This window comes from Marinobacter orientalis (assembly GCF_004792665.1).
GTDB classification, from domain to species: Bacteria; Pseudomonadota; Gammaproteobacteria; order Pseudomonadales; family Oleiphilaceae; genus Marinobacter; species Marinobacter orientalis.
The window spans coordinates 110,053-122,418 of sequence record NZ_SRZX01000002.1 but is presented as its reverse complement, the minus strand read 5'-3'; the positions used below and the strand labels follow the sequence as shown (position 1 = coordinate 122,418).

At 56.2% G+C, this 12,366-nt stretch carries 12 protein-coding genes; 6 read left to right on the top strand and 6 right to left on the bottom strand.

The genetic code is table 11. The features are described 5' to 3' along the window. Nucleotides 1-46: 46 nt before the first annotated feature. Entirely contained in the window at nucleotides 47-1,771 is a 1,725-nt protein-coding gene (locus DIT72_RS08875) for a LysM peptidoglycan-binding domain-containing protein (protein WP_135954888.1), read from the bottom strand. Nucleotides 1,772-1,932: 161 nt separating this feature from the next. Further along, nucleotides 1,933-2,718, bottom strand: a complete 786-nt coding sequence (gloB, locus tag DIT72_RS08870) for a hydroxyacylglutathione hydrolase (RefSeq protein ID WP_135954887.1) — start codon at nucleotides 2,716-2,718, stop codon at nucleotides 1,933-1,935. Nucleotides 2,719-2,835: 117 nt separating this feature from the next. Between gloB and DIT72_RS08865 the strand changes: the two genes are divergently transcribed. The 4 genes from DIT72_RS08865 to DIT72_RS08850 all read left to right on the top strand — a co-directional run bounded on the left by DIT72_RS08865 (nucleotide 2,836) and on the right by DIT72_RS08850 (nucleotide 6,781). Continuing rightward, complete coding sequence (locus DIT72_RS08865; RefSeq protein WP_135954886.1) at nucleotides 2,836-3,657, top strand: class I SAM-dependent methyltransferase; 822 nt, start codon at nucleotides 2,836-2,838, stop codon at nucleotides 3,655-3,657. Next, nucleotides 3,657-4,100: a ribonuclease HI gene (rnhA, locus tag DIT72_RS08860; protein WP_135954885.1), complete on the top strand. Its 444-nt coding sequence runs from the start codon at nucleotides 3,657-3,659 to the stop codon at nucleotides 4,098-4,100. The genes DIT72_RS08865 and rnhA overlap by 1 nt, the downstream gene beginning before the upstream one ends. Nucleotides 4,101-4,114: 14 nt before the next feature. Continuing rightward, nucleotides 4,115-4,825 carry a DNA polymerase III subunit epsilon gene (gene dnaQ / locus DIT72_RS08855; RefSeq protein ID WP_135954884.1) on the top strand — a complete coding sequence of 237 codons (711 nt, stop codon included), beginning with the start codon at nucleotides 4,115-4,117 and terminating at the stop codon, nucleotides 4,823-4,825. A gap of 249 nt (nucleotides 4,826-5,074) precedes the next feature. Further along, nucleotides 5,075-6,781, top strand: a complete 1,707-nt coding sequence (locus DIT72_RS08850) for a chemotaxis protein (RefSeq protein ID WP_135954883.1) — start codon at nucleotides 5,075-5,077, stop codon at nucleotides 6,779-6,781. 76 nt (nucleotides 6,782-6,857) lie between these two features. Here the strand turns inward: DIT72_RS08850 and DIT72_RS08845 are convergent, their stop codons facing one another. Further along, nucleotides 6,858-7,172, bottom strand: a complete 315-nt coding sequence (locus DIT72_RS08845) for an SCP2 sterol-binding domain-containing protein (protein WP_135954882.1) — start codon at nucleotides 7,170-7,172, stop codon at nucleotides 6,858-6,860. A gap of 197 nt (nucleotides 7,173-7,369) precedes the next feature. Here DIT72_RS08845 and sohB point away from each other — a divergent pair, with 197 nt between their 5' ends. Continuing rightward, nucleotides 7,370-8,434, top strand: a complete 1,065-nt coding sequence (sohB, locus tag DIT72_RS08840; RefSeq protein WP_135954881.1) for a protease SohB — start codon at nucleotides 7,370-7,372, stop codon at nucleotides 8,432-8,434. 22 nt (nucleotides 8,435-8,456) lie between these two features. Further along, nucleotides 8,457-9,455 (top strand): YhdH/YhfP family quinone oxidoreductase, encoded by a 999-nt coding sequence (locus tag DIT72_RS08835; protein WP_135954880.1) that lies wholly within the window; start codon nucleotides 8,457-8,459, stop codon nucleotides 9,453-9,455. A 167-nt stretch (nucleotides 9,456-9,622) separates the two neighbouring features. On the opposite strand, the gene DIT72_RS08830 is transcribed toward DIT72_RS08835, so the two are convergent. From DIT72_RS08830 to DIT72_RS08820, 3 genes are all read right to left on the bottom strand, one after another. Continuing rightward, nucleotides 9,623-10,126, bottom strand: a complete 504-nt coding sequence (locus tag DIT72_RS08830; RefSeq protein WP_135954879.1) for a DUF934 domain-containing protein — start codon at nucleotides 10,124-10,126, stop codon at nucleotides 9,623-9,625. Further along, nucleotides 10,119-11,771 (bottom strand): nitrite/sulfite reductase, encoded by a 1,653-nt coding sequence (locus DIT72_RS08825; protein ID WP_135954878.1) that lies wholly within the window; start codon nucleotides 11,769-11,771, stop codon nucleotides 10,119-10,121. The genes DIT72_RS08830 and DIT72_RS08825 overlap by 8 nt, the downstream gene beginning before the upstream one ends. Nucleotides 11,772-12,098: 327 nt before the next feature. Next, nucleotides 12,099-12,356, bottom strand: a complete 258-nt coding sequence (locus DIT72_RS08820; protein ID WP_135954877.1) for a DUF2970 domain-containing protein — start codon at nucleotides 12,354-12,356, stop codon at nucleotides 12,099-12,101. Nucleotides 12,357-12,366 lie beyond the last annotated feature (10 nt).

The following is a 12,366-nucleotide window of genomic DNA, read 5'->3' as shown; positions in this document are numbered from 1 at the left end:
GCTTTCCGTGTTCTTGTCATAGATCTCGCACGTTTCCGGTTCAGGCTCAGGGGCTGTTTCTTATGTCGACATAGAGTACCAGACTTTGACCGGGCTGAAGATAACGGGAGGTATTGAGGTCATTCCAGCTTGCGATATCCCCTACATTCACTGCAAAGCGGTTGGCAATGACGGACAGGGAATCTCCCTTGCGGACCTGATAACCCACCTTGCGCACCATGCCCTTGGCCCGGTCGTTACTGGCCAGCATCGTGGGTTGCCTGGATTCTGACCAGATAACAAGTTTTTTCCCGGGGATCAGCGGGTCACCCGGTGCCATCCCGTTCCAGGCTGCCACTTGCCGGACAGACACCCGGTGTTCGCGGGCAATATCCCAGAAGGTATCGCCTGAGCGGACGGTGTAGTCTACACGGGTGCCGTTGCTGTTCTTGCCGCTGTTCTGCTGCTTTCTGGCCAGCCGCTCGCTGGCGCTGAGGGCATAGGTGCCTGACTGTTTGGCCGCTGAGGGGATCATCAGGCGTTGGCCAATGCGGATAATGTGGCTGTCCAGATTGTTGACCTGGCGGATGACCGCTGATGTCGTGCCATGCCGTTGTGCAATGGTGCTGATCGTGTCGCCGGAGGCCACCTTGTAATTACGCCAGGACACCCGTTCGCCGGGGTCAATGCTTTGCAGGGCTGTGATAAAGGTTTCAGCTTTTTCCCGCGGCACCAGCAGTCGATGGGGGCCATCGGGTGACGTCGCCCAGCGATTGAAAGAGGGGTTCAGCAGGTAAATTTCATCTATGTCCACGTCTGCCAGTTCAGCGGCCTGGGCAAGATCCAGCTGGGAACCGGTGTTCACGATCTCAAAATACGGCTCATCCTCCAGTGCCGGCAACTCGATGCCATACTTTTCCGGCTGGTCAAAGATCTTTGCCAGCGCGATCAGTTTGGGCACGTAATGGCGGGTTTCCCTGGGCAGATCCAGGGACCAGAAGTCCGTCGGTGCATTCTTGTTCCGATTGCGCCGCATTGCGCTGGACACCGTGCCACCACCACTGTTGTAGGCGGCCAGCGCCAGCATGTAGTCACCGTTAAAACGGGTCGCCAGTCTGTCGAGATAAGTGAGCGCCGCATCCGTGGCTGCAATGACATCACGGCGGTCGTCGTGCCACCAGCTTTGGGTCAGCCCGAAATACTTGCCGGTTGAAGGAATGAATTGCCAGAGCCCGGCTGCACGACCATGGGAGTAGGCAAAGGGGTCGAATGCACTTTCCACAACAGGAAGCAGGGCCAGCTCTGTAGGCAGGCCGCGTTTCTCGGTTTCTGTAACAATGTAGTGCAGGTAACGGCCGCCGCGGTCGACCACGCGGTCAATGTACTGTGGGTGCTTCCTGTACCAGTTCAGTTGCGCCTGGACCCTGGGATCGCTGGCATCGTGATCCAGCGTAAAGCCACTTCTCAGGCGATGCCACAGATCGGGCGTGGAAGCTTCCGCTTCTGCGGCCTGTTGCTCCGGCGCGTCCAGCTTGTTTCTGGCATCTTCCGCGGTCTTTTTCAGGGAAGGCTCAATGGCATCATCCAGTCTGGTGCGGGAGGCCCGACCGGCAGGTTCACCATCCGGTGAGGATTCGATGGCCTCTTTCAGATCATCGTCGCCGGCGGCCACGGTCAGTTTCTCGGAGGCCAGTACATCGCCGGAGGTATCGTTTCCGAACCGGTCAAGAACACTGCAGCCACTGGCAAGTGCGCCGATAAGAACAAGAGTGGAAAATCGCGAGACCGTCATAGAACTGCTTCCAGGTGGCTGGACCGAGCCGGGCTGAACTGTCTTAAAACCCGGCATATTTAATGGGTTATGGCACAAATGTTACACGGATTCTATTGGAACGCTTTTCAAAGGGTCAACAAGACTCACGTTACGGCATTGATAGAAATTGTTACCCGCCCCTAGAATGTGTCCTTTGCATGCCTGGTTGCTGCAAAAACGTCGTCATCTGATTTGACCGCTTTCTGCGAGTGCCGTTTTGCGGCTTCGATCACCGCGTTGTCGTCCCAGCGCAGAAAAGGATTCAAGCGCTTTTCGTCACCAAGGATTGACGGAACTGTCGGTTTGCCATCTTCGCGACGCTTCTGGCAGTGGGCTTCAAACTCCTTTAGTGGTCCGTCATCCGGCAGCCAGTGGCGGGCAAACTTCAGGTTGGCCAGAGTGTACTCGTGCGCGCAGTAGACAGCGGTGTCGTCCGGCAGGCTGCGCAGGTTTTCCAGGGACTGTTTCATCTGTGCCGGTGAACCTTCAAACAGCCGTCCGCAACCACAGACGAACAGAGTGTCGCCACAGAACAGGACGGGGCGATTGTTGACATGGTCATCTGTGTAATAGGCGATATGATCCAGGGTATGGCCAGGAACACCAAGCACCGCAAACTCGAGATTCTGCCAGACGACTTCGTCCCCGGGGTGTACCTCGCTTTTGGCACCCTTGAAGGGGGAATTGGCCGGGCCGATAATCCGGCAGTCGGAAACCGTTGCTGCCAGTTTATCGACACCACCGACATGGTCCGGGTGGTGGTGTGTTACCAGAATTGTGTCCAGCTCCAGCCCGTGGTCCGCCAGAAATTCAATGACAGGCTCCGCCTGGCCGGGATCCACTATCAGCGCCTTGTGATCTTCACTGTTGGACAGGCACCAGATGTAGTTATCATTGAACGCTGGAATAGCATTGATGGTCAGCATAGGCTCCCCACATGTGCATGACGAATGTGACTGTTATCATAGAGCATTAATCCCGGCGTCCCAACATCGAGGCCGCAATGAACGCGCAATGACGCGCAATGAAAAGGGAACGCAGCAATGAGCCCGACCGGTGAAGTGGACTACTCTGCCCGACATGACAGCTTCGAGAGCTGGTTCCGCACCCCCCTCGGTCAGGCCCTGTTTGCGGATCAGAGAGCCTGTGTTGAGCATCATGCCAGCAAGCTCTCCGGCGCCAGGCAGTTGCAGGTGGGCCTCAGTCACCGCTTTCCTCTGGCAACCGCAACCGATTTTGCCCAGCGCATCCTGACCACACCCACCTGGAATCCTGAGATCCCGGATGGTGTGGCGGTGTGCGACGCCGACGAATTGCCTTTCCCCGGCGACTCGATCGACCTGGTGATTCTGCATCATACCGCTGATTTTTCTCCCCACCCGCACCAGGCCCTGCGGGAAGCATCCCGGGTGCTTCGGGGGGAAGGGGTAGTGCTGCTGCTCGGGTTCAATCCGTTCAGCCTCTGGGGCTTGAGGAAGTTGATTTCCAGGCATAATGGCGGCCCCTGGGGAGGACGCTTCATGTTCAAACGCCGAATGGAAGACTGGCTTCGATTGCTCGATTTTACGGTGGAGTCAACGGGCTCTTCCTTTTTCCAGGTGCCGCTTCAGGGGGCGGTGCTGAATGACCGGGCAGGCATGATGGAGCGCCTTTGTGGCAACCGGCTCCTACCGGTTGGTGCCTATTACTGTATCCTTGCCAAAAAGCGGGTTTACTCCGGGATTCGCCGCAAGCCGGTCTGGCAAAACAGCAAGGTGATTTCGCTGCCGGGCAGGGGCACCGTTGGAGCATCGCGTATTCATCCCGGCAAAGGCCGGAGCGGCAACCGTGCCGTGCTCAATCATAAACATGTCGAGGAATGCTGATGACCGGTAAGGTTGTTCTCTACACCGATGGCGCCTGCAAGGGAAACCCGGGGCCGGGAGGCTGGGGTGTAGTGCTGAACTATGGCAATGCCAGCAAAAAGATGCACGGGGGTGAAGGTAATACCACCAACAACAGAATGGAGTTGATGGCAGCGATACGAGGCCTGGAAGCATTAAAGCGGCCATGTGAAGTGGAACTGTACACCGACTCACAGTATGTCCGGAAAGGCATCACTGAATGGATGCATGGCTGGAAACGGAACGGCTGGAAAACATCAGCAAAAAAACCGGTCAAGAATGAAGATCTCTGGCGGGAACTGGATAATGAAGTGGCACGACACAAGGTAAACTGGCACTGGGTGAAGGGACACTCCGGAAATCCGGGCAATGAACTGGCGGACCAGCTTGCCAACCTTGGTGTGGAAGAACTGTCGAACGCGTAACAAACGGGGCTGAGATGAGACAGATTGTACTGGATACAGAAACAACCGGTATTGACCCGGCAGAGGGGCACCGGATTATTGAAATAGGGTGCGTTGAACTGATGGAGCGCCAGACCACCGGGCGCCACTATCACGTATATGTCAATCCGGGCAGGGAAGTGGAAGCCGAAGCAATAACCGTCCACGGAATAACCAACGAGTTTCTCGCCGATAAACCCCGGTTTGCAGACATCGCCGACGAGTTCTTCGACTTTATCCAAGGTGCTGAACTTGTCATTCACAACGCCGCGTTCGATATCGGCTTTATGGATTCGGAGTTTGGTCGCCTGAAGCCGGTTCGCAAGACGGCTGATCATTGCGGCGTAGTGGATTCCCTTGCCATTGCGCGCAAAAAACATCCGGGGCAGAAAAACAGCCTGGATGCACTGTGCAAACGTTATGGCGTCGACAATAGCAGCCGGGATCTCCACGGTGCCTTGCTGGATGCCGAGATTCTGGCCGAAGTCTATCTGCTGCTGACGGGCGGGCAGACAGCGTTATCGCTGGATGCCGGCAGCGACGAAGCCGGAGGTCAGGCTGGTATCCGGCGCCTGGCAGCGGACCGCAAGCCTCTTGCCGTCGTCCGTGCCAGTAATGAGGAAGCCACCGCCCATGAAGAGTTCATGGCACTGCTTGCCAAAAAGGCGGGTAAAACTGTCTGGGACAGGCTGGCAACAGAAGAGTGATCAACTCCCCCACAAAATGACTGCCCGGCAATGAGAACTGTGCCGGGTTGTACTTTTTGTTACATTCCCGCTTTCTTGAGCTACTTGAGTTTTGTGTTATAAGTAATGGTAAGTCCGCGAGTTTTCGTGGACTTTTATTTTAGCCGGGAAGGGTAAATCCGGCTCATAAAAAGGGCCCCGAAAAAACCGACAGGGTCACACTCCAAGAACTGGGCGCGGTAGTTTCCGCATAATTTACAGGAAGCGTTTATGGTTCAATCGTCTCTGGCGACGAAGTCACAGTCATTTGATCTGGTCAAGAGTGAGATTGAACAGACCATAAGGCAGGCAGAATCCAGTCTGGAACGCTTCCAGGAAAATCGCGAGAGCGGTGAGGATCTGCAGAACTGTGTGGATTTTCTGAACCAGCTCCGTGGCATTTTCATTCTTGTTGAGTTGCGTGCAGGTACACTGCTCTGTCAGGAAGCAGTCAGCCTGGCGAACGACGTCCCCGTTGGCGCCAATGACGACAAGAACATACTCCTTACTACGCTCAACAGTGCTCTGTTCATACTCCGCCGCTATGTAGAGTATTACCATCAGCAGCGGGCGGATCACCCCGAGCTCCTGCTGCCGGTCATTAATGACCTGCGTGAGGCCAGGAAGGAAACGCCCTATCCGGAATCCTGTTTCTTTGATGTGGAAGTGAAAGAGCAGCCGGATTTCTGCGCCGGGCTTTCCGTGCCATCGTTTGAGGGCAACGAAGCCGACTACGAAATCCTGGCCAGGCGCATGCGCCTGACCTTCCAGGTCGCGCTGCTGGGTATACTTCGCGAAAAGAACGAAGTGGTCAGTAAAAAGCTGTTCGGCCGCGCTGCGCGCGGTTTCGCGCGTCTTTGCCAGGGGCAGCCAATGGCGCAGATGTGGTGCCTGGTGGGCATCGTGGCTGACACCATGCTTGACCGCGCCATGGGGTTTGGAAAAGCCCGCAAGCGCATGTTCATGCGAATAGAAAAGTATTCCCGGGACGTTGTGTATATAGGAAAGGTGGCTACAGCTAAAGAGGCGCCCGATTCCCTGATCAGAGATCTGGTTTACCTGTTGTACCGCAGTGGCTCGGCAAATCCGGAGGTTACCTCTGTTCTGTCGGCATTCGGTCTTGCGCCGGCGGAATTTCCGGACTCCATGCTTGAAGCCCATGCCCGCCGGTTATATGGCCCCGGTTCCGATGTACTGGAATCCCTGTCCAATGCATTGCAGGACGAGCTGAATCAGCTCAAGGACAGGCTGGATATTGTAGAGCGCGGCATAGAGCCGGATCTGGCTGAACTGTCCGCCATTGCTGAGGCCCTCGAACGCATGGCGAATACCCTGGTAATGCTGGACCTGAACCAGCTTGCAACCATGGCCCGCGCAGAAGCAGCGAAACTGCGGACCTGGGAGGAAGAGGAGCGGTTGCCGGCAGGCGACGAGCTCTACAAGCTGGCCGACTCTGTGCTCGGAATCGAAGATGCCGTGATGCAGATTGTTACCCGCGGCATCACCGCCGAAACCGACGCGCTGGCGGGCGGGCAGGGAAACCGGGAAGAGTCCCCCTATCTGAGGGAAGCCATGTTCGTGGTGGCCGATGAGGCCAGAAGCGCGCTGACCCTGGCAAAACGGGCGATTACAGCGTTTATTGAATCCGACTATGACAAGCTCCACCTGGCCAATCTGCCGGGCACTCTGCACAGTATCTGGGGCGGCTTACATATGCTTGATGATTCAGGCGCCGCGTCTGTACTCGAGCGGGTAGCCGGCTCTATCCAGGAACGTCTGCTGGACGCCAGGGAGGCACCGCCGCGCCAAGTGCTGGAAGCTCTGGCGGACGCCCTGACGTCCCTGGAGTATTATATCGAGAGCATCGGTAAACGGGAGGAGCGTAACTCCGATCTGTTGCGGCTGGCAGAATCGTCCCTGGATGATGTAGGCCTCTGAGACAGACTGCCTGGCACCTGACACACAAAAACCCTGCACTGGCAGGGTTTTTTATGCCTGAATCCAGAAGAGCGGATCAACCCATGTTGAACAGTTCACCCAGTTTGGTTGCCAGCATCATATCGCCTTCGGCCCGTAGCTGACCGGCCATGAATGCCTGCATGCCGTCGGTTTCGCCTGACACGATGCCCTTAAGGGTTTCGGAGTCCATGATCAGGGTGACAGAGGGGTCATCATGGGCGCCTTCGACCGCTTTGCAGGTGCCATCCTTGATAATCACGTGATAGGTCTTGTCGTCTTCGATATCGAACTGGAATACCAGGTCCAGCCCTTCAGCGGCGTCTGCGTTGAAATTCTGTTCGAGCTTTTCAAATACCTGAGCTACAGACATTATTTTACCCTTATTGGTGTTTGTCTTGGCGTATTGACGGCGGGCAAGCCGACGTAGCTTTCGACTTTAGGGTGAGACAATAACGGTGTCAAGCTCGATCGAACGCTTGTTTTAATTTTCTTTATTATGGGGATGGGTTGTACCTCAGGGCGCCTCGGTTACAATCGAGCGCTCAAGAATAATCCTGGAGAAGCAACTTGGAATTTCTGACAGAGTTCGGTTTGTTTATTGCGAAAACGGCCACCCTCGTGGTGGCGGTCATCGTGATCATTTCGGTGATCCTGTCCGCCGCGCACAAGGAAAAGGATGATCATGGTGACGAAGGAGAGCTGCGTGTTCGCAAGCTCAATGAAAAATACCGCAAGCTGAAGGATTCGCTTCAGGCCAGACTGCGTAGCGAGTCGGAGCGCAAAATCTTTGAAAAGGCCCGCAAGAAAGCGGAGAAGGCAAAAGAGAAAGCTGCCAAGGCAAAGCGCAAATCCGGTGACACCGGGGAAGAGGTAAAACCCAGAGTCTATGTGCTGGATTTTGACGGCGATATCAAGGCCAGCGACACCGACTCTTTGCGCCGGTCCATTACAGCCGTGCTCAGTGTAGCGGAACCGGAAACCGATGAAGTGGTTATCCGCCTGGAAAGTGGCGGCGGCCTGGTACATTCCTACGGCCTGGCCGCGGCGCAGCTGGACCGTATTCGGGCGAGGGGTATCAAACTGACCGCCTGTGTTGACAAGGTGGCGGCCAGCGGCGGTTACATGATGGCCTGTGTGGCGGATCGCATTGTGGCGTCGCCGTTTGCAATTCTGGGTTCCATTGGCGTGGTCGCCCAGTTGCCCAACTTCCATCGTTTTCTGAAGAAGAACGATGTGGACTTTGAGGTTCTCACTGCCGGCGAGCACAAGCGGACCATGACCATTTTTGGTGAAAATACCGAAAAGGGCAGGGCCAAGTTCCTGGAGGATCTGGAAGATACCCATGTACTGTTCAAGGAATACGTCGGTGAGCGTCGACCCGGCCTGGACATGACAGCGGTCGCCAACGGGGATATCTGGTTCGGCCGGCGAGCTCTTGAGGTCAACCTGATCGATGACATCAAAACCTCCGACGAATTTCTCATTGAAGCCTGTGACCGTGCCGACGTAATCTCTGTAAGTTATCAACGCAAGCGCACACTACCGGAAAAGCTCGGCCTGGCCACCAGTGCGGCACTTGAACACACCGTATGGCGGGTACTGAGCGCGTTCCGCAACCAGAAAATCCAGTAGAGCCAATGACGGGGAAAGAATCATGACAAATGACACCGAGTTCAAGGCATGGCGTGTGCAGGAACAGGACGGCGAATACACCGGTTCGGAGCAGACACTACACGTATCGGACCTTCCCGAAAATGATGTGCTGATCCGGGTCAGCCATTCTTCCCTCAACTACAAGGACGCCCTCTCCGCCTCCGGCAACAAAGGCGTCACCCGTAAATTTCCCCACACCCCTGGTATCGATGCCGCCGGGGAAGTCGTGGAAGCGTCCGCCGGTCCGTTTTCTGCAGGCGACAAAGTGCTGGTCACCGGCTATGACCTCGGCATGAACACCGACGGTGGCTTTGGCGAATACATTCGTGTGCCGGCAGACTGGTGTGTGGCCATGCCCCGCGGCTGGGACGCACGCACCGCCATGATCTACGGCACCGCCGGCCTTACAGCTGGCCTGTGCGTGAAAAAGCTGCTGACCATGGGTGCTGAGCCGGAGCAGGGCAAAGTCGCGGTAAGTGGCGCCAGCGGCGCAGTGGGCAGCGTAGCCGTCGAGCTGCTGGCCAACCTCGGCTTTGAAGTGGTGGCCATAAGCGGCAAACAGGATCAGGCTGACGCACTCAGGAATCTGGGCGCTGCTGAAATCCTCGGGCGCGATGCGTTGGCAGCGGAAAAGAAGCCAATGCTGAAACCGGCCTTTGCCAACGCCGTGGATACCGTAGGCGGGGGCCCGTTGGCGGAACTGCTGAAGCAGATTCACCCCGGCGGCTCTGTTTCCTGCTGCGGACTGGTAGCCGGCTCACAACTGGAAACCACTGTGCTGCCGTTTATCCTGCGGGGAAACAACCTGCTGGGCGTGGATTCCGTGGAAATCCCGCTGGCCGAGAAGCAGGCAGTGTGGGACAAGTTTGCCGGTGAGTGGGCCTGCAAGAAAACGGAAGCGTCCGCCCGTGATATTGGACGTGGTGAACTGGATGATGCCCTGAACGCTTTCCTGAAAGGCGAGTCATCCGGGAAGATTGTTCTGGATCATTCCAGATAACGAAGGGCAATTTGTGGTCGGGCCGGGGGTTGTCCGACTACACAAGAATGATTCAACCGTAGGTCGGATAGAGCGAAGCGAAATCCGACATTATGGTTTTGCCGCGAAAACCTGTCGGATTACGGCTTCGCCTAATCCGACCTACGGTTGACTCTGGGGGGTAGGGATCAGGAAGCCCGGCGGCGGAACAGGGGCACGTCTGTGTCTGTAGCTGCCTGATAACCCTGAGTGAAGAAGTTCAGGCAGCGCGCTGCCTTGTTGATGTCCTTGTCCGCCCTCAACACAAACGTGTCAAAGCCGCAGCGCTTCATGAACTGAAGCTGGTCCAGCAGAACATCCCCGACCGCACGAAGCTCGTGGCGATAGTGCAGCCGCTCACGCAGAATCCGCGCAATACTGTAACCGCGACCATCACTGAACTTGGGAAAGTTCACGGCAATAACCGGCAGTTCATTCACCACCCCGGCGAGCATCTCCGGCTCCTCATGGCTATCCAGCCACACTCCGATGTCATCGCGGTCATCGAAGTGCTCTTTGCCCGCCAACCAGAGATCTGCAGGAATCAGGGCAGGCTGGTCCGGGACATCCAGGGACTCTCCGTCAGCCGGCCTGGGAACAACAACCCAGTTGTCGTGACGGATAGCTCCGCCGCTGGTAATCAGATCAGGCATAAACCCGCTCCTTGAATGGCTCGATGCCGATACGGCGATAAGTGTCCAGGAAAGGCTCTTCCTCTGTCCGGTTATCGACGTACACATTGATAATTTTCTGAATCACCGCCGGCATGTCATCACGGGCAAAAGATGGCCCCAGAATCTTGCCGATGGCAGCATCGTGATGGGATGAGCCGCCCAGACTGATCTGGTAGAACTCCTGGCCCTTCTTGTCGACACCCAGCACGCCTATGTTGCCCACATGGTGATGGCCGCAGGCGTTCATGCAGCCCGAGATATTCAGGTCAATGTTGCCGATGTCGTAAAGGTAATCCATGTCGTCGAACTGACGCTGGATGGACTCGGCAACGGGTATGGACTTGGCGTTGGCGAGGGCGCAGTAGTCCCCGCCGGGGCAGCAAATAACATCCGTCAGTGTGTTCAGGTTTGCGGTACCGAAACCCATCGGGGTGATAGCCTGCCAAAGCTCGAACAATTCGTCCTTTCTGACATCCGCCAGAACCACATTCTGCTGGTGGGTAACGCGCACTTCTCCAAAACTGTACCGGTCCGCGAGATCCGCGATCTGTTCCAGCTGACGATCACTGACATCACCCGGCGGCGTGCCGGTTTTCTTCATTGTCAGCGAGACAATGGCATAGCCCGGTTTCTTGTGGGTATCGACGTTGTGGGTGATCCACTGGTCAAACTCGCGCTTCTCAAAGCGCTGGCTTGCCAGGGTATCTGCCACGTCCGGAACCTGCTGGTAGTCCGGCTCTGTAAAGTACCCCTTGAACTGGCTGACGGCTTCTTCCGTCAGCCGGGTAGGAGAGTCCTTGATATGGGACCATTCCTCTTCCACTTTCGCCGCGAATCCGTCCGGGGTCAGTGCCTTCACCAGAATCTTGATGCGGGCCTTGAATTTGTTGTCACGGCGGCCATAGCGGTTGTAGACACGCAATACGGCTTCCAGGTAAGTGAGCAGATCAAGCTCTGGCAGGAATTCACGGATCACCGGCCCCACCATCGGAGTACGGCCGAGACCTCCACCTACGTGAACCCGGAAACCCAGCTCGCCCTTATCATTACGAACCATCTGCAGGCCGATATCGTGAACCTGGATGGCGGCGCGGTCACTGTGTTCGGAGGCATTGACTGCCACTTTGAATTTGCGGGGCAGAAACGCGAACTCCGGATGGAAGGTTGACCACTGCCGGATGATCTCGCAGTAGGGCCGGGGATCGGTTATTTCGTCTGCCTGCACGCCGGAAAACTGATCGGTTGTGGTGTTGCGAATGCAGTTGCCACTGGTCTGGTTGGCGTGCATTTCCACTTCCGCCAGTTCTGCCAGTATGTCTGGCACATCTTCGATGGCAGGCCAGTTGAGCTGAACGTTCTGGCGTGTTGTAAAGTGGGCATAACCTTTGTCATAGTCCCGCGTTATGCGAGCCAACCGGCGAAGCTGGGCGGAGTGGAGCATTCCGTAGGGAACGGCGATACGCAGCATCGGCGCAAGGCGCTGTACATACAACCCGTTCTGAAGCCGCAGGGGAAGAAACTCATCTTCACGCAGCTCGCCGGCCAGAGCCCTCTCGGTCTGGTCACGGAATTGTGCAACGCGCTCGGCGGCCATCTGCCGATCGTGTTCGTCATAAACATACATAGTGGAACGTCCTGCTGAAACGCTGGAAATACGGCTGTGAAGCCTGTTCTTGCGGAGGAGAATATCACCGTGCCATTATTCTTAAAATGATTATTTCCAAATATGTTTATCGATTTGAGTGATATAGAAGTCGAGATATTGCTGGACGGATGTCAATTTACAGCCTAGATTTAAAAAGGCGTGCTCAAAAAATGGATAACAAAATAGCGAGGAAAGACTATGAAGAAGATAGTGCGATCAGATAGCCAGGCCGATGCCGTGGCAGCTGTATTACTGGTAGTCCTTGTGGTTGCGTTCGCCGTGATCTGGGTGTCCGGCCAATAGCAGCTACTGGCCGGAAAGCACCACTTTGACCACGACAATAAGGGTGACGACAAAGCCCACGGTAAACAGGATGCCGGCGATAATATAGGGCCAGGGGCTGTGGCCCGAGAAATCTTCCTCCCGGCGCTTGTCGGATTGCACTCCCAGTGCGCCCGCCAGAATGCTCTGCATTACTTTCAGAATGCCCGGTCCTTTTTTGGTGGGCCTGGAGGGCTTGTCCGATTCGTCGGGTGTTTTTTCGTTGTCCTGCTTCTCTGCCATGCTGTCTTCC